This is a genomic window from Amycolatopsis sp. lyj-346 (assembly GCF_046548975.1).
Lineage (GTDB): Bacteria > Actinomycetota > Actinomycetes > Mycobacteriales > Pseudonocardiaceae > Amycolatopsis.
The window spans coordinates 384,038-408,500 of the sequence record NZ_JAJPWT010000004.1 but is presented as its reverse complement, the minus strand read 5'-3'; the positions used below and the strand labels follow the sequence as shown (position 1 = coordinate 408,500).

Genomic DNA, 24,463 nt, shown 5'->3' with positions numbered 1-24,463 from the left:
TGCGCTCAGAGCACGAACGAATCCGACCACGGCTGCGCGGCCCGCCCGGACAGCGCGTCCAGCAGCGTCACCGCCTGCTTGTCCGTCAGCGAAGCCACGAAGTCGACCACCGCGCGCCCGCGGGCCAGGCCGCGCACCGCGTCCGCCCCCGTCACCGGCTCCCCGGTCGCGCCCACCAGCAGTTCCGGCGCCGAGCGCGCCAGCCCGGCGTACTCGGCGCGAGCCAGCTCGACGAGGTCGTGCAGCCGGCGCGGCAGGCGGGAGACCTCGTCGCGGTCGAGCAGCCACGCGTCGAGCGCGTCGACCAGGCTCGTCACCACCCCGGCCTGGCCGCGCTGGTGCAGCGCGAGGTCGGGGCGCAGCAGCACGAACCGGCGGTGCACGAACTTGAGCACCTGGACCTCGTGCCACTGGGCGGGCCGCAGCGAGACGTGCCCGGTGCGGGTGGACGGCGACGGCAGCAGGTACACGCCGTCGACCAGGCGGGCGGTCCAGTTCGCGGAGAACGCCGCCGTCGCCTGCTCGGCCTCGATCGAGCCGTCGAACTCCCCACCCAGCAGGCCGTCGACCAGCTCCGCGCGCACCCGGGCGACGGCCGCGGCGAACGCGTCGTCGTCGACGATCCACGCGTCCTTGGCGTGCATGCGGCGGCGGAGGCGTTCCAGCGACCGGCCCGGGCGGCGCAGGTCCGCGTGCAGCGTCTCGTCGGCCAGCGACGCCAGCTCCCCCGCGTGCTCGAGCCACTCCCCCAGCTCCGCGGCGACCGGCGCGTGCTGCAGCACCCCGATGCGGTGGAAGTCCTGCAGGTCGTGGATGGCGTAGGCGATGTCGTCGGCGGTGTCCATCACGGACGCTTCGACGGTCTGCTGCCAGCCTTCGACGCGGCCCGCGAAGGCCGCGCGCGCCTGCTCGAAGTCGTCGAGTTCGGTCGCGTAGGCGGAGAACTTGGCCGCACCGGTGCCCGGCAGGTCACCCGGCTCCGCCGCCCCGCGGGGCGGCACGGGCAGCTCCGACGGGTGCGGCGCGGGGTGGTGCAGCCGCAGCCACGGGTACTTCAGGACGGCGGCGCGCACCGCCGTGGTCAGGTCCAGCCCGATCGCCGACGGCCCGCGCACGTCGGTCGTGGTGATGATCCGGAACGTCTGCGCGTTGCCCTCGAAGCCGTCGGCGAGGCCGAAGCGGTGGCGGGCGATCCGGTCGAGCGTCTGCTCCCCGAGGTGCCCGAACGGCGGGTGCCCGAGGTCGTGGGCGAGCGCGGCGGCCTCGGCGACGTCGGGGTCGCAGCCGCCCAGCTTGTCGGCCAGGCCGGCGTCGGGCCCGGTGGTGATGCGCTCGGCGATGGCCCGGGCGACCTGCGCGACCTTGAGGCTGTGGGTGAGCCGGTTGTGCAGCAGCCCGGCCCCGCCGGCGCTGACGACCTGCGTCACCCCGCCGAGCCGGGCGAAGAACGGCGACGCGGCGATCCGGTCGCGGTCGATGCGGAACGGGCTGGTCGCCAGGTCGGTGAACCCGCCGACGTTCGCCACGGGGTCGCGCCGGGCCGCCCGCGGGTCGGTGTGCTCGCTGCCCTGATCCATGCGCCCGACCTTATCCGGAGGTTCACCTGAACGGCGGGCAGGCGCGTGGGTACTCCGGAGGCATGTCCCGACGGATGAGCACGACCCTGGCGGCGCTCGCCCTCACCGCGGCCGCGTGCGGCGCCCCGCCCCGCGAGCCCGGCACGACGACGGTGGTCACGACCTCGACGTCCGCCTCCGCGCCGGCGGCTCTGATCAAGGTCCCGGACGTCTCCGGGATGAACCACCAGGACGCCCAGAACGCGATGCAGCGGGCCGGGCTCTACAACCTGCGCGAAGTCGACGGCACCGGACAGGGCCGCGCGCTGGTGGTCGACCGCAACTGGCGCCAGACGGCCCAGGACCCACCGCCCGGCACCGAGGTCCCGGCCGACGCGGTGATCACCCTGACCGCGGTCAAGTACGACGACCGTTAAGCCTCCGGCTGGGCGGTGTAGGCCGCCAGGCAGCGGTCGGCCTGCCCGCGGGCCACGGCCTCGTCCGCGCCGCCGGCGACGTGGGCCTCGTACCAGGCCTCGCCGGCCTTCGTCACGAACTCGACGCCTTCGGGCGACGCCATCCAGGCCATCGCCTCGGCCGGGTCGACGACGTAGCCCGGCTCGGCGGCCAGGTGCCGGACCAGCGCCGTCAGGGCCATGTCCCAGCCGATGCCGACCGCGCCCGGGCCGAACTGCTCCCAGTGGTCGTCGACGTGCGCGACGTGCTCCAGCTCGAACCGCGTGCCGCCGGCTTCGGGGGTCAACCGGACCTCGATCCAGCTGACGCCGCCGGGCATCTCCCAGGTCGCGGCGAAGCTCTTCGGCGGGTCGCAGCGCTCGACCGTGCCGCCCGCGTTGCCCTCCAGCTGGTACTTCCCGCCGACACGCAACTCGCCGGACACCGGCAGGAACCAGCGCGGGATGCGCTCGGCGTTCGTCACCGCGTCCCACATGTCGTCGACGTCGGTGTCGTAGACCTGGCTGATGGTCATGACGCGCGCCTCGCCCGCTTCGAGCACGCGCGTGCCGACCGTCCGGTGGACGGCGCTGATCTGGTGGCTGACGTCGATCACGAACCTTCTCCTTCTGCGCTGAGTTCTTCACTGAGTTCTTCGGTGCGGCGCCGGGCACGTTTGCCGCGGGCGATTTCGGTGGCCAGCGCGTCCAGCGGCGGCGTCCAGTACCGGCGGAACCGGTCGAGCCAGACGTCGACGTCCCGCAGCGGGGCGTGGCCGACCGCGTACAGCCGTCTCGTCCCGTCCTGGCGGACGACGGCGAAGCCGTTGTCCCGCAGCACTTTCAGATGCTGGGACACGGCCGGCTGCGAGATGCCGAACTCGGCCCGGATCACCTCGGCCACCGCCCCGGCGGCCCGCTCGCCGTCGGCCAGCAGCTCGAGGATCCGGCGGCGGACCGGGTCGCCGAGGACGTCGAACGCGTGCACCCGGCCAAGCTACAAGCAGCGACTTATATAAGTCAAGCATGAAACAGTTACCCCGATGCGGGGAATCCGGGTGCCGCCCCGATGAACATCAGCCGACATCGGTTCCGCTCCGCCGCGCGACCCGCGACGATCGGGCCGTGAAGTCGCCACGCGCGGTCCGCTTCGCCTTCCAGCCGCTGTACAGCCTCCACACCGGAGGCGTCGTGGCGCACGAAGCACTGGCCAGGCCCGGCCGCGGCACCGTCCCCGAGCTGCTCGCGCAGGCACGCCGCGACGGCAGGCTCGCCGAGGCCGACCTCGGGCTCGCGGTCGCCGCCGTCCGGCAGGACGCCGAACACCCGACGTCGCTCCCGCTGCACCTGAACCTCTCCGCCCGCACGCTGGCGGCGCCGCAGGCGATGTACGACGACCTCCTGGCGGAACTCGGCGACGCGGGCCGCCGCACCCGCGACATCGTCCTGGAGATCGGCCCGCCGTTCGCGCCGCTGCCACCCGGGCGCGCGCTCGCCGGCATGCGGGCGCTGACCGAGCTCGGCTTCCGGCTCGCGCTCGACGGGCTCGGCCGCGGTGACCTGCCGCTCGGCCTGCTCGTCGAGGCGCCGGTCGACGTGGTGAAGCTCGACCGGACCGTGCTGCGCGGGCTGCCCGACGACCCGGCTTCGGCCGCCGTGGTCGAGGCGCTGCTGCACTACACGAACCGCACCGGCACCCGGCTCGTCGCGACCGGCGTGGAGACCGGCGAGCAGCTCGACGCCGTCCGCGGCCTCGGCGTCCGGATCGCCCAGGGGCACCTCCTCGCGCCGCCGACCGCGGCCGGTCCCGCGCCGGCCCTGCTGACGCGCGGGCGGCCGGCGACCGGGGCACCGGCACCGTGCGTCGGCGACTTCCTCCGCCCGGCCACGACGCTGCCGGAAGCCGCGACCTGCGACGAGGTCCGCGCGGTGCTCGCGGCGGCGGACGCGCCGTCCGGGGTGGTCGGGGTCGACGAGCTGAACCGGCCGCGCTGGTCGGTCGACCGGACGCGGTTCCTGGTGGCGGTCACCGGCCCGTACGGGCACGCGCTGCACGCCAAGCGCCCGGCGGCCCGGCTCGCGGACACGCCGCACACGATCGAGGCCCGGGCCGGCGCGATGGAGTTCCTCGAGCTGGTCACCGACGCCGACTGGGGCCGCACCGGCGACGACGTGGTCGTGGTCGACGAGCTCGGCCGCTGCCTCGGCGTGGTGCTGGTGACCGAGGTGGTCCGCGGCGTGGCCGAGGCGAAGGTCGAGGCGGCCGCGGCGCTGAACCCGCTGACGCGGTTGCCGGGCAGCGACACGATCGCCCGCGACGTGGCCCGCCGCATCACGATCGGCGAGCCGTTCGTGGCGGCCTGGCTGGACATCGACGCGTTCAAGACGGTCAACGACACGGCGGGTTTCGCGGCGGGCGACAACCTGATCCGCGAGCTGGGCGCGGCACTGACGGAGCTGGCCGGCGGCCTGCGCCGGATGCGCGTGAGCCACGTGGGCGGCGACGACTTCCTGGTGGTGTGCGACGTCGACGAGATCGCCACGGTGGCGGGGGCGTTGCTGGACCGTGCTTGGTCGGCCGAGGGACTGCCGGTGACGGTCTCGCTGGCGACGCTGGTCTGCGCGAGCGGGGCGATCGGTTCCTACCAGGAGGTTTCGCGCTTGCTGGCGCCGCTGAAGAAGCGCGCGAAGACGGTGCCGGGATCGAGCTGGGTGCTGAGCCGCCCGGGCGCGGAACGGGTGGAAGTGTTGCGCGGCATCGCAACCCGTGGCCTGCAAGCGGCGGCCGGCTAACGCCCCAAGGTGGCCTTGGTTGCGTCCAACGCACCCAAGGTGGCCTTCGGTGCGTCCAACGCACCGAAGGCCACCTTGGGGCGCTTGAGCCGGGGGTACCGCACTCACTGCCAGTCGAGGGTCAGCTGAGCCTGGACCGCCATCGCCGCCCAGGTCACGTACTCCTCGTGCGGCCAGCCGCACACCGTCGTCAAGTGGTCGTACGCCTCGTGGGACACGATCAACCCGATCGCGTCGGCCAGCCGTCCCGAGGCCCCGCCCCCGGGCGCGAGCCCGGCCGCCTCCAGCCGGCCCGCGATCTCCGCGCGGCGGGCCACCGCCAGCTCCGCGCGGACCGCCGCCACCTCCGCGTCCGCCGCTGCCGCCGTGGTGAACGCGCGCCAGATCGGCAACGACCGGCGCACACCGGAAGCGACCCGCGAAATCACCGCCGTCAGGTCCGCGGGGCCCGCGGGACCGGCCAAGGCGTCCAGGTTCATCGAGTCCGGGTCGCCCGCGAAGCCGTCCCGGAACGCGGCCAGCAGCAGCTGCGGCTTGCGGCCCGCCTGCGTCACCGTCTCCAGGCTCACCCCCGCCTCCGCGGCGATCTGCCGCATGCTCGTGCCCGCGTAGCCGCGGGCGGCGAACAGCTTCCCCGCCGTCGCCACCACGTGGGCCCGGGTGCGCTGGGCGCGGGCCGCGCGCACCGGCGACTCGTAACGGCGCCGCGCGCCTTCGGAATCCGGTATCGTCATCGCTATTCGATAGTACAGCGTATCGGTCAATGAAGGGACGTGCCATGACCCGGGTACTCGTGGGCGTGCAGCCCGCCCGCGGCCACGTCGGGCCGGCCAAGCCGATCGTCGCCGCCCTGCTCGCCGCCGGGCACGAGGTCGCCGTCGTCACCGGCTCGCGCTACCGGGAGGCGTTCGAGGAACTGGGCGCCACCGTTCACGTCCTGCCGGGCGAGGCCGACTTCGACGAGACCGACCTCGACGGCACGATCCCCGGCCGCGCCGGGTTGCGCGGGCTGAAGCTCGCCCGGTTCGAGCTCACCCACTTCGTCCGCGCGATGCCCGTCCAGCTGAGCGTGCTCGACGAGCAGGAAGCCGACGTCGTGCTGTGCGACCCGCTGATGATGGCCGGGCTGGCCCTGGTCCGGCGCGCACGACGGCCACGCCTGCTGGTCCTCGGGTTCCTGCCGTTCATGCCACCGGTCCCGGCCGGCCCACCCGGCCACCCCCTGCGCGGCGCGCTCCTCAAGGCGCTCGCGCCGTGGGTGACCGGGCCGGCGCAGAAACTGGCGGCAGAACTGCTCGGCGGCGACCCCGGCATGCTGTTCGCGGACTGGCCCCTGCACAGCGACGGCGTCCTGCAGATGACCTGTCCCGGCTTCGAGTACCCGCGCGAAGGAGCGCCGCTGCACTTCATCGGGCCGACGACGGTGAGCACGGCGAGCGAGCACCCGCTGCCGTCGTGGTGGGCCGACCTGGACGGTGGCCGGCCGGTGGTGCACGTGACCCAGGGAACGATCGCGAACGACGACCTCGGCCGGCTCGTCGAGCCTGCCATCGACGCGCTGGCCGGCGAGGACGTCCTGGTCGTCGCGACGACGTGCGGCGGGAAGCTCCGGCCCGGCACCCTGCCGGAGAACGTCCGGGTGGCCGATTTCCTGCCCTACGACGAACTGCTCCCCCGCTGCGCCGCGATGGTCAGCAACGGCGGGTACGGCGGCGTCAACCACGCCCTCCGCTACGGCGTGCCGCTGGTCGTGGTCGGGGCCAGCGAGGACAAGCGCGAGGTCGCGGCCCGGGTCACCTGGTCGGGGGCCGGGATCGGCCGCGTCCGCGCCTCGGCCTCACCGCGGACGCTGCGGCGGGCCGTCCGCGCCGTCCTGGACGATCCGCGTTACCGCACCCGCGCGCGGGAGCTGGCCGAAGAAATGGCCGCCGGGCCGACGATGGACGAAGTGGTGAAGCTGATCACCGGCTGAGCACCGCCGTCACGAGCCGTGGGACGAGAGGTAGCTCGCGAACCGCTCGTCGACTTCTTCGGACGTCAGGCCGAAGTCCGCCAAGCTGTAGCGGTGCACCGGTTTCCGCTCGCCCGTCCGGCTCGCTTCGTGCACCGCCGTCATCGCCGCCCGTGCTTCCGGCGTGAACGTCAGTCCGAAGTGGTCGTACACAGTGGACACGGTGCCGATCGGATCCGCGACGAAGTCCTCGTACCGGACGTCGCAGAACTGCGCCGGGTCGTGGCGTGCGCGGGCCCAGCCGAACTCGTCCGCGCCCCGCGCCCACAGATCGAGCTGCCCGTGCCCGATCACCTCGCCGCGGAACTTCGAAGACCAGCCGTCCGCGGCCTTCTCGGCCAGGCTGCACATCGAGGCCATGATCGTGCGCGGCGCCCGGTGCGTCTGGATCACCAGCGCGTCCGGGTAGTTCGCCATCAGCGCGTCCAGCGCGAAGAGGTGGCTGGGGTTCTTGAGCACCCAGCGCTTGCCCGCGTCCGGCAGCCCGATCAGCTGCAGGTTGCGCTTGTGCCGGGCGTAGGCGTCCGTCCAGTCCTGCTTGGCCAGCCAGCGCGAGTAGCGCGGCACGTGCGCGAGGCATTCGAAGGACACCGACCGCATCGACTGGCGCAGCAGCTGCCAGCACTCCTCCACCTGGTCGGCGGACATGTGGTGCACCCCCATGAACTCCGGGTGCTCGACGTGGTGGCGCTCGTAGCCGGCCTGGATGCCCTGGAAGATCGGGTTGCCCGCCCACGACGAGCGCGGTGGCCGCGGCTGCGGGACCTCGGCGAGCCACACTTCCAGCCCCTGGTGCGCGGGGTCCTCGGCGAGCAGCCGGTGCAGTGCCGTCGTGCCGGTGCGGGGCAGGCCGGTGACGAAGATCGGCCGCTCGATGCGGACGTCCGCATACGCCGGGTTCTGCTTCCAGGACGCCTCGCTCAGCAGCCGCGCCACGAGGGCGCCGCGCAGGAACGCCCGGTGCACCTTGTTGCCGAACGGCGTCAGTTCCGCCTCGGCCTCGTAGGACTCCAGCAGTACGCGCAGGCCTTCGACGTACTCGTCGGCGCCGAAGTCGCCGAGCCCGGTGAGCTTCGACGCCGAGGCGTGCAGGTCCTCGACGGTGCCCACGTCTTCGCGGCCGGGGAGCATCTCGTCCTCCTCAGTGGTGGTACTCGCCGCCGTTGACGTCGAGGCATTGCCCGGTGATCGCGCGGGCCATCGGCGAGGCGAGGAACACCACGGCGTCGGCGATCTCGTCGGGCTCCGGAAGCTTGCGGAGGTCTATTGTGGACGCCGTCTCGGCGTAGACTTCCTCCGGTGTGACGCCGCGTTCCTTGGCCAGGTAACCGAAGTACCACTGGAGGTTCGGCCCCCAGATGTACCCGGGCGCCACCGTGTTGACGCGCACGCCGTCCGGCCCCAGCTCGCTGGCGAGGCTCTGGGAGAGCGACAGCAGCGCCGACTTCGCCATCTTGTAGGCACCGAACGTCCGCCGCGAGTGCCGCAGCACGGCCGAGTTGATCATCACCAGCGAGCCCTTGCTCTCCTTGAGCGCGGGCAGGAACAGCCGGGTCAGCCGGAGCACGGAGATGGCCGCGGTCTCGAAGCCCGCGCGGACGGCATCGAACTCCACCTTGGCCAGGTCGGTCAGCGGCGGGACGGCGAAGGCGTTGTGCACCACCGCGTCCACCCGGCCGAACGCCTCGACCGCCTCACGGACCAGGTTCGCGGCGGAGTCCGCGTCGTCGATGTCGGTGCGGACCGCGACCGCCCGGCGGCCGAGGTCGGTCACCTCCTTGGCGACCTCGCTGAGCCGAGACTCGGTGCGCGCGGCGAGCACGACGTCCGCGCCGGCCCGCGCGCTGCGCACGGCGATCGACCGGCCGAGCCCGGGGCCGATCCCCGAGACGACGACCACCTTGCCCTGCAACAGGTTCTCCACGCTCACCCCAGCATCCGGGCGGCGACGGCGTCCTGCCGGGCCGCGATCCGCGCCGCCCACTGCTCCGGCGTCACCCGCGCTTCCTCGTAGCAGGGCAGCCGGTCGGGCAGTTCGCCGGCCTTGACCACCTCGACGACCGGGCCGTCGTCCGGGCCGAGGTCGCGGGCGAGCCGCTGCCAGCGGATCTGGACGTACCCGCGGTCGTGCCCGGTCAGCTCCAGCCAGTTCGCCAGGCCGGGGTCGCGCTGGGCGATCACGAACCGGATCTTGCCGTCCGGATCGACGCGGGCCTGGTCGGCGGTGAGGCTCGTCTGGTGGTTGACGTAGTCGAGCGAGACGTACCAGAGGCTGCCGAGCTGGATGCCCTGGTAGGGGGCGTCCGCGCAGCGCGGCACGGTGACGATCATCGCCTCTTCCTCGCCGAGCTCGTAGTGCCCGGCCGAGGAGAACTGCGTGGTGAGCCCGCCCGGCGTCGAGCGCGGCTCGGTCATCGTGTTCACCGGCAGGTCGTAGTAGAACCACTTCGGGAAGGCCAGGAACGTCTTGAGCCTGCTCAGCAGGATCTTGCCGGTGACGCCGTAGCGCTTGGCCAGCGCGGACCGGTCCGGCACCGGCGGCGCCTGGCCGGCCGTGTCGACGCACTGGATGCGGATCTCGCCCCGCCGTTCGGTGGCCCAGTCGCTGTAGACCTCGCGGACCACGAGCATCGACGAGCCTTCGCCGAGGACGAAGTAGTTCGGCCCCGGGTTCTTGCGAGCCGGGCCGAAGCGCAGCTCGAACCGGCCGTCCGGGCCGGTCTCGATCGCCCGGTCGTCGAACGCGGCGAGGCTGTCGGGCACCTCCACCGGCGAGTAGTCGCCGTTGAGGACCTGGAAGCTCAGGTCGGCGGTGGTCCCGCGGACGCCGGTGACCAGGTACTCGCGGTCGGCCCGGATGTTCGCGTTGAAGTACAGGGTGTCCGGGTTGTCCAGGCCCATCTTCGTGTACGGCCCGGTGGACGCGGTGAAGTACGGGAAGTCGCGCTGGTAGGCCCAGGCCATCTGCAGCGACGCCCGGATGCTGCCGGCGAGGTAGTCGTAGCCCTCGAGGAGGTCCTGCTCGGTCCGCACGTGCGGGGCTTCGGCGATCAGCTTCTCGGCTTCGACGATGGCGTCGGCGAACGGCCGCGTCAACGAGAACTCGTTCTCGATCATGCCGGTACGGCCCAGCGGTTCGCGAGCAACCGGTAGCCGGGCAGGGCGTCCCAGGACATCATCGACTCGTAGGTGCGGACGTACCCGATGTGCGAAATCCGCCAGGCGCCGTCGTTGTCACGGCGGTAGGTGTCTTCGTAGAACGCGGCGCCTTCGATGATCACCTTGTGGTCGGGCACGATGACCTTGTCGGTGAACGACCACCGCCCGGTCGCGGTGTCGCCGTCGACGTCGATCTCCGGCTGAGCGGCGTGGTGCACGGTGATGATGCCGTTGCCGAGGCTCTGGGTGAGGAATTCGACGATCGCGTCGCGGCCTTCGAACTGCTTCCCGTCGCTGCCCACGGCGCGCGTCCCGTAGTCGGCCGTGGCGTCGACGGTGAAGGTGTCGGCCACCTCGTCCCACAGTTTCAGGTCCACGCCGCGCAGGTACCGGTACTTCAGCCGCTTGATCTCTTCGAGTACGACCAGGTCCATGCACACAGCGTCCATGCACACAGCGTCCCGCACGGCTTGACCAAAGACAAGAACATGTTCTACTTTTTTCCGGTGTCCGTGACCTCGTACGAGCTCTCGCACCTGGCCGCGCTCGAAGCGGAGGCCGTGCACGTCTTCCGCGAAGTCGCGGCGACCTTCGAGCGCCCGGTCCTGCTCTTCTCCGGCGGCAAGGACTCGGTGGTGATGCTGCACGCCGCCGCCAAGGCGTTCTGGCCCGCTCCCCTGCCGTTCCCGGTGCTGCACGTCGACACCGGCCACAACTTCGACGAGGTGCTGCGCTTCCGCGACGAAACCGTCGCCGCCCTCGGCCTGCGCTTGGAGGTGGCGAGCGTGCAGGACGACATCGACGCCGGCCGCGTCGTCGAGGAGACCGGCCCGCGGGCCAGCCGCAACCGGCTGCAGACGGTGACGCTGCTGCGGGCGATCCGCGAAGGCGGGTTCGACGCCGTCTTCGGCGGCGCCCGCCGCGACGAGGAAAAGGCCCGCGCGAAGGAGCGCGTGTTCAGCTTCCGCGACGAGCACGGCCAGTGGGACCCGCGGGCGCAGCGCCCGGAGCTGTGGAACCTCTACAACGGGCGGCACCGGCGCGGCGAGCACATCCGCGTGTTCCCGCTGTCGAACTGGACCGAGCTGGACATCTGGCAGTACATCCGGGACGAGCGCATCGCGCTGCCGCCGCTGTACTACGCGCACAAACGGCCCGTGGTGCAGCGGGACGGCATGCTGCTGGCGGCCACCCGGTTCCTGTCCCTTGTGGACGGCGAGACGCCGTACGAGGCGACCGTGCGCTTCCGGACCGTCGGCGACGCCACGTGCACCGGCTGCGTCGAGTCGTCGGCGGCCACCCCGTCCGAAGTGGTCACCGAGGTGGCCGCCACCCGGATCACCGAGCGCGGGGCGACCCGGGCCGACGACCGGATTTCCGAAGCGGGCATGGAAGATCGCAAGCGGGAAGGCTACTTCTGATGCAGCTGCTGCGGATCGCGACCGCCGGGAGCGTGGACGACGGGAAGTCCACGCTGATCGGCCGGCTGCTGTTCGACTCGAAGGCGATCTTCACCGACCAGCTCGCCGCCGTGGAGCGCGCCAGCCGCGACCGCGGCGAGGACTACCCGGACCTCGCGCTGCTCACCGACGGCCTGCGGGCCGAGCGCGAACAGGGCATCACCATCGACGTCGCCCACCGCTACTTCGCCACGCCCAGGCGCAAGTTCATCATCGCGGACACGCCGGGGCACCTGCAGTACACGCGGAACATGGTGACCGGCGCGTCCACCGCCGACCTGGCACTCGTTCTGGTGGACGCGCGCAAGGGCGTCCTCGAGCAGTCGCGGCGGCACGCGTTCCTCGCGTCGCTGCTCGGGATCGGGCACCTCGTGGTGTGCGTGAACAAGATGGACCTCGTCGGGTGGTCGAGCGAGCGGTTCGACGAGATCCGGGAGGACTTCCGCCGGTTCGCGATGAAACTCGACGTCGCCGACCTGACGTTCGTGCCGGTCTCGGCGCTGCACGGCGACAACGTCGTCCACCGCAGCGCGAGCATGCCGTGGTACGAAGGAACCTCGCTGCTGCACCAGCTGGAAGAGGTGCACGTCGCCTCCGACCGCAACCTCATCGACGCCCGGTTCCCGGTGCAGTACGTCATCCGCCGGTCGGACTTCCGCGGCTACGCCGGCACCATCGCGGGCGGGGTGTTCAAGCCCGGCGACGACGTCGTGGCCCTGCCTTCAGGGTTCACGTCGAAGGTGCGTGCGATCTGGGGCCCGGGCGGCAAGCCCCTCGAAGAGGCGTTCACGGGCCAGGCGGTGGCGATCGAGCTGGCCGGCGACCTCGACCTCGGCCGCGGCACCATGCTCTGCCGCCCCGGCAACCGCGCGGAGCCGTCCCGCGAGGTCGACGCCCTGGTCTGCTGGTTCTCCTCGCGGTCTTCCCTGACACCGGGCGCTTCGTTCGCGGTGCGGCACACGACCACCGAGACCCGCGGCACGGTCGACCGGCTGGAGTACCGCCTCGACGTCACCACCCTGCACCGCGACGAAACGGCCGAGTCGTTGCAGCTCAACGACATCGGCCGGATCCGCCTGCGCACCCGGGCGCCACTGCTGTTCGACCCCTACCGCCGCAACCGGGCCACCGGCGGTTTCCTGCTGGTCGACGAGCACACCGGCGACACGGTCGCGGCGGGCATGATCACCGGCGCCCCGGCGTCCCCGGTCGTCTGGCACACCGCGGCGGTGCGGCGCGAGGACCGCCCGACCCGCGGCGCGACCGTGTGGCTCACCGGGCTCTCGGCATCGGGCAAGTCGTCGGTGGCGGTCGAGCTGGAACGCCGGCTGGTCGCGGCGGGCCGCCCGGCCTACCTGCTCGACGGCGACAACCTCCGCCACGGGCTCAACGCCGGATTGGGATTCAGCCCCGAAGACCGCGCGGAGAACGTCCGGCGCGTGGCCGAGGTGGCACGCCTGTTCGCCGACGCCGGCGTGGTGGCGATCGCGTCGCTGATCAGCCCGTACGAAGCCGACCGGACCCGGGCGCGGGCGGTCCACGAAGGCCTGCCGTTCGTCGAGGTCTTCGTCGACACACCCCTGGAGGTGTGCGAGGCCCGCGACCCGAAGGGCATGTACGCGAAGGCGCGAGCCGGCGAGATCACCGGCTTCACCGGCATCGACGCACCCTACGAGCGACCGTCGTCCCCCGACCTGGTCCTGCGCCCGGCCGACGGCGACCCGGCGGCGATGGCGGCGGCGATCCAGGCCCTGCTGGAGGACCTCGGCTGAAATCCTGTTGCCGGCGCCCCTAGGCTGGGCTGCATGACGTCGGTCAGGCAGGTCCAGGTCACCTTCGACTGCGCGGACCCCGAGCGCGTCGCCCGGTTCTGGTGCGAGGTGCTGGGGTACGAGCTGCAGAGCGAGGGCTCCGCCTGCACCGATCCCACCGGGGTGGGCCCGCGGCTGTACTTCCAGCGCGTCCCCGAAGGCAAGGTCGTCAAGAACCGCGTGCACCTCGACGTCCGGGTCGGCACGGGTCTCACCGGCGCCGAGCGGCTCGCCGCGCTCGAGGCCGAGGGCGCGCGGCTGGAGAAGCTCGGCGCGAAACGCCTGTGGCTCCAGGAAGCGGACGAGGACAACGAGTCGTGCCTGACGATGCAGGACATCGAGGGCAACGAGTTCTGCCTCGACTGAGGCCACCGACCGCGACGCCCCTGGAGCCCGGCGCAAGTCAGCGCGTGGGTGTGGGCCCGTAGCCGTGTGGCTGCGGGCCTTTCCCGTGTTCAGGCTGCGAAGGGGAGTGGTTGGTGGAGGTTGTTGCGTCTGGGTTTTCGGCGTCGGTCGATGAACGCTGGTGGGAGGAATTCGGGGAGGCCGTCGGCGGCGATCCGGACTTCCCACCCCGAGTGGTGCAGCAGCCGGTGGTGGTGGGCGCACATCAGCACCAGATTGCCGAGATCGGTCGGACCACCGTCGGCCCAGTGACGGATGTGGTGGCCCTGGCAGTGCCGGGGTGGCCGATGGCAGCCGGGGAACGCACAGCCACGGTCTCGGAGGAACAGGGCGCGGCGGAGCCCAGCGGAAATCAACCGCCGGAGCCGCCCCAGGTTGAGAGGTTCACTCTTCTCACCCAAGACCGCGGGGATGACCATCGCGTCGCAGGCATGCACGCGGGCCTCGGCGGCCGACATGGTGCCGGAGTCGCCCAGGGTCGCCGTACCGACCCCAGACTTCAACTCCTCCAGAGACACCGCGACCATCACATGCGCTCGCTCCCCCGCCTGCATCGGCAACTCCGGAGAGTTGAGAGCCAGGTCGATCGCGTCGGAGAAGGCATCACCGTAACGCTGCGGCAGCGTACGAAGGTCAGGGCCCTCATCGCTGGTCCGGCGTTCGGCCAAGGCATCCAGCAGGGCGCTGGCGCGGGTGCCGGTCTCGTCATCGAACCGGGCGTTCAACTCCCAAGTGCCGGACCGTCGGCGCCGCAGGAACAGCTCCCGCGGCGGGATCACCGGGTCGGCGACGGAAGGTTCCTCACCGTCAGGGACCAGGTGGGCAAGGATGCGAGCCCCCAACGCCGCGACCTGCTTATGCCCAGCCTCGGCAGCGAAGGTGAGCAGGTCGGCCTCGGCGCTGGCGTGGTGCTCGGGCGGAACCTGGCCGAGGACATCGGTGATCACATCGATCATCGGGTTGCTCAACCGCCCCGCCCGGGCAGCAACACCGGTCGCCGGAGCCAACGCCGAAATCGGGCTCCCGTCGAGATTGCGACCCGGATTCACCAGCCGGGCCCGCTTCACGATCCGTTCAGCGGCGGACTTCGGGATATCGGCAAGCTGCTCCAGCAACCGGGCCGCAGAGCGGTAGCCGAACAGCTCCATCACCCCACGCCGCTCAACCTCCACCAACACAGCACCCAGCTCCGCCTCCGCAGACCGCATACACGCCACCAGCTCACCGATGCGATCGGCCAAAGCCACCGCATTAGAAGAGGAGGAGAGCACTGCGTTGCTGGTCATACCTCCAAACTACCAATCATCGAACACACGTTCATCACACGAACGGGTGCAAAAACCGCCCGGCTGTCCGGACAGAAGAACACCGGAAACGGCAGTCAGAGAGCCCAGCCTGCCCCGAATCAGCGCGACGGCGTCACGAAGCCCGAGTCGTACGCGCGGATCACCGCCTGGGTCCGGTCCCGCGCGCCGAGTTTCGCCAGTACGTTGCCCACGTGGGTCTTCACCGTCTGGACGCCCACGTACAGCTCTCCTGCTATCTCCACATTGGACAGTCCGGCGGCCATCAGCCGCAGCACTTCGCGCTCGCGTTCGGTCAGGCCGGCGCCGAGCAGGCCGTCGGCGGCCGGGGCGGGGGCGTGCTGGGCGGCCAGCCGGCGGATCGCCGCCGGGAACAGCAGGGAGTCGCCGGCCAGCACCGTCCGGATCGCCGCGACGATCTCCTCCGGCCGGGCGCGCTTGAGCAGGAAGCCGCTGGCTCCCGCGACGAGCGCGTCGTAGACGTAGTCGTCGTTTTCGAAGGTGGTCACCACGATCACCTTCGGCGGCTCGTCCACAGTGGACATCAGGTGCGTGGTGGCCCGGATCCCGTCGACCGCGGGCATCCGCACGTCCATCAGCACGACGTCGGGGCGCAGCCGGGCGACCAGCCCGGGCACCTCGGCGCCGTCGGCGGCCTCCCCGGCCACCGAAAGGCCGTCCTCGCTGTCGATGATCGCCCGGAGCCCGGCCCGGATCAGCGGCTCGTCGTCCACCAGCAACACGCGCACGCTCATCGCCCGCTCCCCCACGGCACCCGCACCACGACCTCCCACTGCCCGTCCACCGGCCCGGCCGACAACTCCCCGCCGAGCACCGCCACCCGCTCGGCCATCCCCCGCAGGCCACGGCCGCCGCCGGAGCGGCGCGGGCCGCTCCCCAGCGGGTTGGCGACCCGCGCGCGGAGTTCGTGCGCCGCGACGCCGACGACCACCGTCACCGGGACCCTACCGGCGTGGCGCACCGCGTTGGTCAGGCATTCCTGCAGGATCCGGTACACCTCGCGGGACACCACCGGCGGCACGGCGGCCAGGTCGCCGCCGAGGTCGGCGGTGACGTCGGTGCCGGCGAGCCGGGTCGTTTCGAGCAACGCGGGCAGCCCGGCCAGCGTCGGCTGCGGCGTCCGGCCCGCCGCCTCCTCCCGCAGCAGGCCGAGGACGTGGTCGAGGTCGTCGAGCGCGGTGCGGGCGGACTCCTCGATGGCGCCGAGCGCGCGTTCGGTGAAGTCCGGATCGGTGCGCAGCGTCCGCCGGGCGGCACCCGCCTGCAGGGTGACGACGCTCAGTGCGTGCCCGACCGAGTCGTGCAGCTCCCTGGCCAGCCGGTTGCGTTCGGCGAGCTGCTCGGTCCGCCGTTCGAGCCGGGCGATCCGGTCGGCGGCGGTCGTCCCGAGCAGCGCGGCCGCGGCCCGGCGCAGCAGCCCGCCCGCCACGCTGACGACGTGGATCAGCACCACCAGGCCGAGCAGGAAGACCACGGGCAGCCACACCGACGGCCAGCCCGTCGGCACGGTGACGGCCTCGCCTTCGTCGGTCTGGAAGAGCCGGCCGGTGAAGACGGCGCTGATCGACAGCCCGACCGCGACCGGGGCGGCGAGGCTGAAGAAGCTGACGACGAACCCGGCGCCGACGTGCAGCACGAACATCACCGCGGCGCGCCGTCGCCCGGGGCGGGTGTGGGGTTTCGCGGGCGCGTCCGGCACCGGGTCGTCGAGCAGCTCCCGGACCGCGGTGGACTCGAGGACGTGGACGGCGGGCAGGAACGCCGTCCCGCCCAGGACGGCCAGGGTGAACAGCCCGCCGATGACGGTGGCCCGTTCCGGCGTGGTGACGAACGGCAGCAGCGACGGCACGGCGACCGCGGAGAACAGCAGGTACGGCACGCTGATGGCGCCGCCGAGGACGAGGTAGACCCAGCGGCGGTAGGTCGCCTTGCTCGTCAGGGGCCGGAGGATGCGCACCGGCCGATCTTCGCAGCCGCCCGCCCGGGCGCGCCTCCCTCTCGCGGTGGAACCGCGTCAGCCCTCGCCGCCGGGTGGGGTCACCACGGTGCGGCGGAAGTGGTCGAAGATGACGGAGGTCCGCACGTCGACGATCTCCCGGCGCTGGGTCAGCCGGTCGAGGAACCCGCTCAGGTGGTCGTTGTCGGCGACGGCGATGTGCAGCAGGAAGTCGTCGCTGCCGGACATGACGAAGACGGAGAGCACCTCGGGCAGGCCGGTGACGAAGGCCCGGAAGGACTCGATGACGGCCCGGTCCGGCGGCCGCAACCGGATGACGCTGGGCGCGCTGCGGTTCGTGCTGGCGGCGGTCATCCTGGGGGTGGCGGTGCACGCGGGGCCGGATCGCCGCCGCCTGCCCTCGCGCCGGGAGCGGCTGTTCACCGGCTTGGCGGGCCTGCTGGGGATCACGGCGTACTTCGCGCTGGAGAACGTGGGCGTCGACCTGGCGTCGGCTTCGGACGCGACGTTGATCGTGGCCGCGTACCCGATTTTGACGCCGGCCCTGTCCGGGCGCGCCGAGTTCTCCCCCGGCTCGGCTGACCGGGATGCTGGTGGCGGTGGCGGGTGTCTGGCTGGTGGTCCGGGGCGGCGGCTCGCACTCGCTGTGGGGCGACCTGTTCTTGATCGCGGGCGGAGTCGCCTGGGCGGCGTACAACGTCGCCGGAGCGGGCGGGTTCGTGCTGCTGTCGCTGTCCGAGGTGGACCGCTGGAGTGTGCCCAGCGCGGCGAACCTGCTGCGGATCGCGTTCCTGGCGGGGCTTTGTTCCGTGGCGGGTTTCTGCTGGACAACCACGGGCTTCGGCGGCTGGCGGCGAGTGTCGCGGTGAACCTGCTGAACGTCGTGCCGGTGGCGGGCCTGGTCTGGGCCGTCGTGCTGGCCGGCGAGCGGCTCACGGTCGTGCAGGTCCTCGGCGGGGCGGTCGTCATCGCCGGGGTCACCCTCGGCCTGCACCGGGGGAAGCAGGGCCGGCACGGCCGGAAGCCGTTCCCCCACGGGAGGGAGGCCGATCCCACCGCCGCGTGAGCCGCCGGTGGTGGCCGCCGTGGTCAGCTCGGCACCGGCGAAAGGGAACCGATGGACATCTTGCTGGGCCTGCTCACCCTCCCCCTCTACGTGCTCCTGCTGTGGCCGCTCGTCGCCGCGGCGCGACGGGTGCTCGGCGTCCGGATCGGCGCCGTGCGCGCCCTGTGCGCCGCCGCGTTCGGGTGGCTCGTCGCCGGCGGCATCGCGCAGGCGTTCCCCGTTTCGCTGCTGCGCAACGGCGGTGCGGCCCTCGGCTTGCTGATCCCGCTGGCGGGCAGTGCGTTCCTCGCGACGCTGCTCTTCCTGTTCGTCGCGGAGCTGGCGCTGCCGAACGGCGTCGGGCTCGGCCGGCTGCGGGGACGGCTCTCCCGCACCCGCCGGTACGCGCAGATCAGCCGGATCGCGGTCAAGCACGGCCTCGGCCGCTACCTGACCGGCCGCCGCGAACCCGGCCTCGCGCCGGGGCGGCACGCCAAGCTCGCGCGGTCCCTGCGCCGCGCGCTGGAGGAGGGTGGCGTGACGTTCGTGAAGCTCGGCCAGCTGCTCTCCACTCGCGCGGACCTGCTGCCCCCGGTGTTCGCCGACGAGCTCGGCCGGCTGCAGGACCAGGTCGCGCCCGCCCGCGCCGACGCCGTGTGGGCCCTGCTGGCCGACGAGCTCGGCGGCTCCCCCGACGACGTCTTCGCCGAGTTCGACCCCGAACCGCTGGCCGCCGCGTCGGTCGCGCAGGTCTACCGCGCGAAGCTGCGCAGCGGCGAAGACGTCGTGGTCAAGGTCCAGCGGCCGGGCGTGCGGGAGCAGGCCGAACGCGACATCGCCGTCGTCCGGCGGGTGGCCGCGGCGCTGGAGGACCGCGCGGGCTGGGCGCGGTCGCTCGGCGTCGCCGACCTGGCCGAGGGGTTCGCCGCCGCGCTGGCCGAGGAACTCGACTTCACCATCGAAGCCCGCAACATCGCCGCCGTCGCCGCCACCGGGACACCCGACGTCGGCTTGCCGAAGGTCCACAAGGGACTCTCGACCGGCCGCGTGCTGGTCATGTCCCGTATGGACGGCAGGCCGCTCGCCACGGCGAAGGACTCGCTGCCGGCGCCCGAGCGCACGCGGCTGGCGCGGTCGCTCCTGCGCTGCCTGCTCGACCAGGTGCTGATCGGCGGCGTCTTCCACGCCGACCCCCACCCCGGCAACCTCATGCTGCTGGGTGACGGCCGCTTGGGCCTGCTCGACTTCGGCTCGGTCGGCCGCCTCGACACCGGGCTGCGCGGCGGCCTGCAGAACCTGCTGCTCGCCCTGGACCGCGGCGACCCGGCGGCCCTGCGCGACGGGCTCCTCGAGATCGTCGACCGCACCGGCGAGATCGACGAACAGCGCCTCGAACGCGCCCTCGGCGCCCTGGTCGCCCGGCACTTCGGCCCCGGCCGCACCCCGGACCTCGACCTGTTCACCGGCCTGTTCCGCGTGGTCGCGGACTTCCGGCTCAGCGTGCCGCCGCCGGTGGCCGCGGTGTTCCGCGCACTGGCCACGGCCGAGGGCACCCTGGCCGCGCTGGATCCGGGCTTCGACGTCGTCGCCGAGGCCCGCGCGTTCGCCGTCGAGCAGGCCGGCGCCGGTTTGCGGCCGGGCTCGCTGGGCCGCACGGCGGCCGGCGAACTGGCGGCGCTGCTGCCGGTGCTGCGCCGCATCCCCCGCCGCATCGACCGGATCGGCGCGGCGCTGGAGGAGGGCAGGCTGTCGGTGAACGTCCGGCTGTTCTCCGACGAACGCGACCGCGACGTCGTCACCGGCCTGGTCCACGAAGCCCTGCTCGCCTTCGTGGGCGCGGCGACCGGGCTGATGGCGGTGTTCCTGCTGACCGGCTCGGGCGGGCCGCGCGTCGCCGCGGACCTGACGCTGCACCAGGTGTTCGGCTACAACCTGCTGGTGATCAGCGCCCTGGTGGGCCTGCGGCTGCTTTTCGTCGTCTTCCGGAGTGCCGGACGAGCGTCACGATCAGCAGGCCCGCGTCGGTGAACGCGGTGACCGCGGGCAGCGGGGCCGGAGTGAGGACGGTGCCGGTGGCGACGACGAACCCACGTTGCCGCGGTGGCCCCCTCGTCGCCGCCCCGGTCGCGAGCCACGATGCGGCGGTAGCCGTCCGCGACCACGCCCCAGGCCAGCGATCCCGCCACGAACACCCCGCCGTACGCGGCGAGGATGCGGCCGAAGTGGGCGTCCGGCTGGAGGGTCGCGACGAACGTGCCGTGTAGGTCGTTATACACCGAGCGGGCCACCTCGGGAGGTGACCCGCTCGGGGCGAACCGGGAATCAGACGGTGAAGCCGAGGGCGCGCAGCTGCTCGCGGCCGTCCTCGGTGATCTTCTCCGGGCCCCACGGCGGCATCCAGACCCAGTTGATCCGGAAGTCCTGGACGAGGCCGCCGGAGGTCAGGGCCGCCGACGTCTGGTCCTCGATGACGTCGGTCAGCGGGCAGGCCGCCGAGGTGAGCGTCATGTCGATCGTCGCGGTGTTGTCCGGCTCGACGCGGATGTCGTAGACCAGTCCGAGGTCGACGACGTTGATGCCGAGTTCCGGGTCCACGACGTCGCGCATGGCCTCTTCGACGTCCTCGATCTTGGCGAGGTCGAGGTCCTGCTTCGCGGTGGTTTCCGCATCGAGGTCGGCGGCGGTCCGACCTTCCCGAGCGGCAGTGGCGGTTTCTTCGGTCATGCCTTTTCAGCTCCACTGGTCGTGCGGGCGACGGCGTCCTTGAAAGCCATCCAGCCGAGGAGGGCGCACTTGACGCGGGCCGGGTACTTGGCAACGCCCGCGAAGGCGATCCCGTCCTCCAGCACGTCCTCGTCCGGCTCGACCTTTCCCTTGCCTTGCATCAGTTCCACGAAGGCGTCCATGGTGGTGAACGCCTCCTCAAGCGTGTGGCCGACGACGAGATCCGTCAAGACCGACGTCGAGGCCTGGCTGATCGAGCAGCCCTGGCCGTCGTAGGAGACGTCGGCGACCTTCCCGTCGTCGAGCTTGACCCGCAGCGTCACCTCGTCGCCGCAGGTCGGGTTGACCTGGAACGATTCGGCGTCGAAGGGGTCGCGCAGGCCGCGCCCGTGCGGGTTCTTGTAGTGGTCCAGGATGATCTCCTGGTACATGCTCTCCAGGTTCACTGCCCCACCCCGAAGAACTTCTGCGCCTCGCGGACCCCCGCCACCAGGGCGTCCACTTCGGACAGGTCGTTGTACAGGTAGAACGAAGCGCGCACGGTCGCCTGCGCGTTGCACGCCCGGTGCAGCGGCCACGCGCAGTGGTGGCCGACGCGGACGGCGATGCCGAGGCTGTCGAGCACCTGGCCGGCGTCGTGCGGGTGCACGCCGTCGATCACGAACGACACGGTCGCGCCGCGGTCCGCCAGGTCGGTGGGCCCGATGATCCGGACGCCCGGGATCGCGCCGATGCCTTCGAGGGCCGCCGCGGCGAGTTCGTGCTCGTGCGCCGCGACGCGGTCCATGCCGATGGCGGTGAGGTAGTCGACGGCCGCACCGAGGCCGATGGCCTGCGACGTCATCGGCACGCCGGCCTCGAACCGCTGCGGCGGCGGCGCGAAGGTCGAACCCTCCATGCGCACCATCTCGATCATCGATCCGCCGGTCAGGAACGGCGGCATCGTTTCGAGCAGCTCGGAACGGCCGTAGAGGACGCCGATGCCGGACGGGCCGAGCATCTTGTGCCCGGAGAACACCGCGAAGTCGACACCCAGCGCGTGGAAGTCCACGGGGAAATGGGGCACCGACTGACACGCGTCGAGCACGGTGAGCGCGCCGACGGCCTTGGCCTTCCCGACGAGCAGCGAGACCGGGTTGACCGTGCCGAGGACGTTGGACTGGTGCGCGAACGCGACGACCTTCGTCTTCGGCGTGATCAGTTCGTCCACATCGGACAGATCGAGGCGGCCTTCCGGGGTCACCTTGAACCACTTCAGCGTCGCCCCGGTGCGCTGGCACAGCTGCTGCCACGGCACGAGGTTCGCGTGGTGCTCCATCTCGGTGACGACGATCTCGTCGCCAGGGCCGACGCGGAAGCGCCCGGCTTCCGGACCGGCCGTGGCGGCGTTGCTCATCGAGTACGCGACGAGGTTGATGCCCTCGGTCGCGTTCTTGGTGAACACCAGTTCCTCGGGCTCGGCGCCGACGAACTCCGCGATCTTCGCGCGCGCGGACTCGTAGGCGTCGGTGGCCTCTTCGGACAGCTGGTGCGCACCGCGGTGCACGGCGGCGTTCGAGGTGAACACGTAGTCGCGTTCGGCGTCGAACACCGACGTCGGGCGTTGCGAGGTCGCCCCGGAGTCCAGGTACACCAAGGGTTTCCCGTCGCGGACAGTGCGCGACAGGATGGGGAAGTCGGCCTTCAGGGCCGCCACGTCGAGTGGCACAGAGCTGGCCGAGGTGGTGGTCATCGGGCCGACTCCTCTCTTCTCGGTGTTGTGGTGCGTATCAGAGCGCGGCGGGCTCGGGCTTGCCCGCGTACTTGACGTAGCCGTGCTCCTCCAGCTCGTCGGCCAGCTCCTTGCCGCCCGACTCGACGATCTTGCCGCCGGCGAAGACGTGCACGAAGTCCGGCGTGATGTGCCGCAGGATCCGGGTGTAGTGCGTGATCAGCATGACGCCGACCTCGCTGTTGGCCTTGTACGCGTTCACGCCGTCGGAGACGACGCGCAGGGCGTCGACGTCGAGGCCGGAGTCGGTCTCGTCGAGGATGGCGAACTTCGGCTTGAGCAGCGCCAGCTGCAGGATCTCGTGGCGCTTCTTCTCACCGCCGGAGAAGCCTTCGTTGACCGAGCGCTCGGCGAACTCCTGCGAGATCTCCAGCTTGCCCATCTCCTCCTTGACCTCCTTGACCCAGTGGCGCAGCTTGGGGGCCTCGCCACGGACCGCGGTGGCCGCGGTGCGGAGGAAGTTGGACATGGACACGCCGGGCACCTCGACCGGGTACTGCATGGCCAGGAAGAGGCCGGCCCGGGCGCGCTCGTCGACGCTCATCTCGAGCACGTTCTCGCCGTCGAGCAGCACCTCGCCGGAGGTCACCTGGTACTTCGGGTGCCCGGCGATCGCGTAGGACAGGGTGGACTTGCCGGAGCCGTTGGGGCCCATGATCGCGTGCGTCTCGCCCGACTTGATCGTCAGGTTCACGCCCTTGAGGATCTCCTTGGCGCCCTCGTCGGTCGTGACCGAGGCGTGGAGGTCCTTGATTTCCAGGGTAGCCATTCTTCGTTTCCTAAATCTGCGAGGGCCTAAAGTCTGCGGTGGACGGCGTCAGGCGCCAACGGCTTCGAGCTCGGCCTCGATCGCGGCTTCGAGGCGCTCGCGCACCTCGGGGACGTCGATCTTCACCAGGATCTCGTGGAAGAACCCGCGCACGACCAGCCGGCGGGCGGCTTCTTCGGCGATCCCGCGCGACTGGAGGTAGAACAACTGCTCGTCGTCGAACCTTCCCGTCGCGCTCGCGTGGCCGGCGCCTTCGATCTCGCCGGTCTCGATCTCCAGGTTCGGCACCGAGTCCGCGCGGGCCCCGGGCGTGAGCACCAGGTTGCGGTTGAACTCGTAGGTGTCGGTGGCCTCGGCCGCGGCGCGGATCAGCACGTCGCCGATCCAGACCGTGTGCGCGCCTTCGCCCTGCAGCGCACCCTTGTACCCGACGCGCGAGCGGCAGTTCGGCACCGCGTGGTCGACGAAGAGGCGGTGCTCCTGGTGCTGGCCGCCGTCGGCGAAGTAGACGCCGAGCATCTCGACGTCGCCGCCCTTGTCGGCGAAGGTCGCCGTCGGGGAGACGCGGACCAGGTCGCCGCCCAAGGTGATCACGGTGTGCTTGAGCGCGGCGTCGCGGCCGAGCTTCAGGTGCTGCTCGGAGACGTGCACCGCGTCGTCGGCCCAGTCCTGGACGCTGACCACGGTGACCTTGGCGCCGTCACCGATGACGAACTCGACGTTGTCGGCGTAGGTGCCGGAGCCGACGTGGTCGAGCACGATGAGGGCTTCGGCGAACGCCTCGGCGCGGACCTGCAGGTGCCCGTAGGCGACCTGGCCCTCGCCCGGGCCGTGGATGCGCAGCACGGACGGCTTCGAGGCCTTGGTCTCCTTGGGCACCGTCACGATGGTGGCCTTGGTGAACGAGGAGTACGCCTGCGCGGCGATCCGGTCGCTCGGGACGCCGGCCTGGCCCAGCCGCGGGTCGTCGCGGCCGACGGTCACGATGCCCAGCTCGGGCGCGGCGTCGGCGTCGAGGGTGATCTCGCCGGTGGCGGGCGCGCTGCCGTCGTGCAGGCCGCGCAGCCGCTTCATCGGCGTGAAGCGCCAGTTCTCCTCGCGGCCGCTCGGGACCTCGAAGGCCTCGACGTCGTAGGAGGTGAAACGCTCCGCGCGGGAGGCGGCCGGGATGACCGCCCCCTCGCGCAGGGCGCCGGAAACGTTGTTCTCGGTAACCGACATG

The 24,463-nt window shown here is 71.9% G+C and carries 26 protein-coding genes and 2 pseudogenes; 10 read left to right on the top strand and 18 right to left on the bottom strand.

Annotation, left to right across the window (positions count from 1 at the left end; genetic code table 11):
- Positions 1–5 precede the first annotated feature (5 nt).
- Positions 6–1,577, bottom strand: a complete 1,572-nt coding sequence (locus ACLJQE_RS16880; protein WP_410640159.1) for a deoxyguanosinetriphosphate triphosphohydrolase family protein — start codon at positions 1,575–1,577, stop codon at positions 6–8.
- Between the two features lie 74 nt (positions 1,578–1,651).
- Between ACLJQE_RS16880 and ACLJQE_RS16875 the strand changes: the two genes are divergently transcribed.
- Positions 1,652–1,993 carry a PASTA domain-containing protein gene (locus ACLJQE_RS16875; RefSeq protein WP_410640157.1) on the top strand — a complete coding sequence of 114 codons (342 nt, stop codon included), beginning with the start codon at positions 1,652–1,654 and terminating at the stop codon, positions 1,991–1,993.
- Here the strand turns inward: ACLJQE_RS16875 and ACLJQE_RS16870 are convergent.
- Entirely contained in the window at positions 1,990–2,628 is a 639-nt protein-coding gene (locus ACLJQE_RS16870) for an SRPBCC family protein (protein WP_410640156.1), read from the bottom strand. The two genes, ACLJQE_RS16875 and ACLJQE_RS16870, sit on opposite strands and share 4 nt — an antisense overlap.
- A complete protein-coding gene (locus ACLJQE_RS16865; protein ID WP_410640155.1) occupies positions 2,625–2,999 on the bottom strand; it encodes an ArsR/SmtB family transcription factor in 375 nt (124 codons plus the stop codon). Before ACLJQE_RS16865 ends, ACLJQE_RS16870 begins: the two co-directional genes overlap by 4 nt.
- Positions 3,000–3,136: 137 nt before the next feature.
- On the opposite strand from ACLJQE_RS16865, the gene ACLJQE_RS16860 reads away from it, so the two are divergent.
- Positions 3,137–4,804 (top strand): GGDEF domain-containing protein, encoded by a 1,668-nt coding sequence (locus ACLJQE_RS16860; protein WP_410640154.1) that lies wholly within the window; start codon positions 3,137–3,139, stop codon positions 4,802–4,804.
- Between the two features lie 104 nt (positions 4,805–4,908).
- Here ACLJQE_RS16860 and ACLJQE_RS16855 read toward each other — a convergent pair whose 3' ends face one another.
- Positions 4,909–5,538, bottom strand: a complete 630-nt coding sequence (locus ACLJQE_RS16855; RefSeq protein WP_410640153.1) for a TetR/AcrR family transcriptional regulator — start codon at positions 5,536–5,538, stop codon at positions 4,909–4,911.
- 44 nt (positions 5,539–5,582) lie between these two features.
- On the opposite strand from ACLJQE_RS16855, the gene ACLJQE_RS16850 reads away from it, so the two are divergent.
- Positions 5,583–6,776, top strand: a complete 1,194-nt coding sequence (locus ACLJQE_RS16850; RefSeq protein ID WP_410640152.1) for a glycosyltransferase — start codon at positions 5,583–5,585, stop codon at positions 6,774–6,776.
- Between the two features lie 9 nt (positions 6,777–6,785).
- On the opposite strand, the gene ACLJQE_RS16845 is transcribed toward ACLJQE_RS16850, so the two are convergent.
- From ACLJQE_RS16845 to ACLJQE_RS16830, 4 genes are read right to left on the bottom strand one after another with little or no spacing between them, the layout of a single operon-like run.
- On the bottom strand, positions 6,786–7,946 hold the full coding sequence (locus ACLJQE_RS16845) for a sulfotransferase family protein (RefSeq protein WP_410640151.1): 1,161 nt from the start codon (positions 7,944–7,946) through the stop codon (positions 6,786–6,788).
- 10 nt (positions 7,947–7,956) lie between these two features.
- Positions 7,957–8,745, bottom strand: a complete 789-nt coding sequence (locus tag ACLJQE_RS16840; RefSeq protein ID WP_410640150.1) for an SDR family oxidoreductase — start codon at positions 8,743–8,745, stop codon at positions 7,957–7,959.
- Entirely contained in the window at positions 8,742–9,932 is a 1,191-nt protein-coding gene (locus ACLJQE_RS16835; RefSeq protein WP_410640149.1) for a hypothetical protein, read from the bottom strand. The genes ACLJQE_RS16840 and ACLJQE_RS16835 overlap by 4 nt, the downstream gene beginning before the upstream one ends.
- Positions 9,929–10,408 carry a nuclear transport factor 2 family protein gene (locus ACLJQE_RS16830; protein ID WP_410640148.1) on the bottom strand — a complete coding sequence of 160 codons (480 nt, stop codon included), beginning with the start codon at positions 10,406–10,408 and terminating at the stop codon, positions 9,929–9,931. Before ACLJQE_RS16830 ends, ACLJQE_RS16835 begins: the two co-directional genes overlap by 4 nt.
- Positions 10,409–10,462: 54 nt before the next feature.
- On the opposite strand from ACLJQE_RS16830, the gene cysD reads away from it, so the two are divergent.
- The 3 genes from cysD to ACLJQE_RS16815 are packed head-to-tail and all read left to right on the top strand — an operon-like array spanning position 10,463 to position 13,611.
- Positions 10,463–11,395, top strand: coding sequence for a sulfate adenylyltransferase subunit CysD (cysD, locus tag ACLJQE_RS16825; protein WP_410640147.1), 933 nt, complete (start codon positions 10,463–10,465; stop codon positions 11,393–11,395).
- Positions 11,395–13,206 (top strand): adenylyl-sulfate kinase, encoded by a 1,812-nt coding sequence (gene cysC, locus ACLJQE_RS16820; protein WP_410640146.1) that lies wholly within the window; start codon positions 11,395–11,397, stop codon positions 13,204–13,206. Before cysD ends, cysC begins: the two co-directional genes overlap by 1 nt.
- A 33-nt stretch (positions 13,207–13,239) precedes the next feature.
- A complete protein-coding gene (locus tag ACLJQE_RS16815) occupies positions 13,240–13,611 on the top strand; it encodes a VOC family protein (RefSeq protein WP_410640144.1) in 372 nt (123 codons plus the stop codon).
- 89 nt (positions 13,612–13,700) lie between these two features.
- Here ACLJQE_RS16815 and ACLJQE_RS16810 read toward each other — a convergent pair whose 3' ends face one another.
- From ACLJQE_RS16810 to ACLJQE_RS16795, 4 genes are all read right to left on the bottom strand, one after another.
- Positions 13,701–14,936 carry a DUF222 domain-containing protein gene (locus tag ACLJQE_RS16810; RefSeq protein WP_410640143.1) on the bottom strand — a complete coding sequence of 412 codons (1,236 nt, stop codon included), beginning with the start codon at positions 14,934–14,936 and terminating at the stop codon, positions 13,701–13,703.
- 119 nt (positions 14,937–15,055) lie between these two features.
- Positions 15,056–15,709, bottom strand: coding sequence for a response regulator (locus ACLJQE_RS16805; RefSeq protein WP_410640142.1), 654 nt, complete (start codon positions 15,707–15,709; stop codon positions 15,056–15,058).
- Complete coding sequence (locus tag ACLJQE_RS16800; RefSeq protein WP_410640141.1) at positions 15,706–16,932, bottom strand: sensor histidine kinase; 1,227 nt, start codon at positions 16,930–16,932, stop codon at positions 15,706–15,708. Before ACLJQE_RS16800 ends, ACLJQE_RS16805 begins: the two co-directional genes overlap by 4 nt.
- A gap of 57 nt (positions 16,933–16,989) precedes the next feature.
- A complete protein-coding gene (locus ACLJQE_RS16795) occupies positions 16,990–17,286 on the bottom strand; it encodes an Lrp/AsnC ligand binding domain-containing protein (protein ID WP_410640140.1) in 297 nt (98 codons plus the stop codon).
- Between ACLJQE_RS16795 and ACLJQE_RS16790 the strand changes: the two are divergent.
- From ACLJQE_RS16790 to ACLJQE_RS16775, 4 genes and pseudogenes are all read left to right on the top strand, one after another.
- Positions 17,216–17,422: pseudogene (locus ACLJQE_RS16790) on the top strand (hypothetical protein); the annotation flags it as partial. The gene ACLJQE_RS16795 and the pseudogene ACLJQE_RS16790 sit on opposite strands and share 71 nt — an antisense overlap.
- Positions 17,423–17,519: 97 nt before the next feature.
- Positions 17,520–17,801, top strand: coding sequence for a hypothetical protein (locus ACLJQE_RS16785; protein WP_410640331.1), 282 nt, complete (start codon positions 17,520–17,522; stop codon positions 17,799–17,801).
- A complete protein-coding gene (locus ACLJQE_RS16780) occupies positions 17,798–17,998 on the top strand; it encodes a hypothetical protein (RefSeq protein ID WP_410640323.1) in 201 nt (66 codons plus the stop codon). The genes ACLJQE_RS16785 and ACLJQE_RS16780 overlap by 4 nt, the downstream gene beginning before the upstream one ends.
- Before the next feature lie 51 nt (positions 17,999–18,049).
- Positions 18,050–20,005: an ABC1 kinase family protein gene (locus ACLJQE_RS16775; protein WP_410640139.1), complete on the top strand. Its 1,956-nt coding sequence runs from the start codon at positions 18,050–18,052 to the stop codon at positions 20,003–20,005.
- Between the two features lie 113 nt (positions 20,006–20,118).
- Here the strand turns inward: ACLJQE_RS16775 and ACLJQE_RS16770 are convergent.
- The 6 genes and pseudogenes from ACLJQE_RS16770 to sufD all read right to left on the bottom strand — a co-directional run.
- A pseudogene (locus ACLJQE_RS16770) lies at positions 20,119–20,229 on the bottom strand (hypothetical protein); the annotation flags it as partial.
- Positions 20,230–20,299: 70 nt separating this feature from the next.
- Entirely contained in the window at positions 20,300–20,701 is a 402-nt protein-coding gene (locus ACLJQE_RS16765; protein WP_410640138.1) for a metal-sulfur cluster assembly factor, read from the bottom strand.
- A complete protein-coding gene (gene sufU, locus ACLJQE_RS16760) occupies positions 20,698–21,147 on the bottom strand; it encodes a Fe-S cluster assembly sulfur transfer protein SufU (RefSeq protein ID WP_410640137.1) in 450 nt (149 codons plus the stop codon). Before sufU ends, ACLJQE_RS16765 begins: the two co-directional genes overlap by 4 nt.
- Positions 21,144–22,433, bottom strand: a complete 1,290-nt coding sequence (locus tag ACLJQE_RS16755) for a cysteine desulfurase (RefSeq protein ID WP_410640136.1) — start codon at positions 22,431–22,433, stop codon at positions 21,144–21,146. Before ACLJQE_RS16755 ends, sufU begins: the two co-directional genes overlap by 4 nt.
- 37 nt (positions 22,434–22,470) lie before the next feature.
- Positions 22,471–23,241, bottom strand: a complete 771-nt coding sequence (gene sufC / locus ACLJQE_RS16750) for a Fe-S cluster assembly ATPase SufC (protein ID WP_410640135.1) — start codon at positions 23,239–23,241, stop codon at positions 22,471–22,473.
- Between the two features lie 48 nt (positions 23,242–23,289).
- On the bottom strand, positions 23,290–24,462 hold the full coding sequence (gene sufD, locus ACLJQE_RS16745) for a Fe-S cluster assembly protein SufD (protein WP_410640134.1): 1,173 nt from the start codon (positions 24,460–24,462) through the stop codon (positions 23,290–23,292).
- Position 24,463 lies beyond the last annotated feature (1 nt).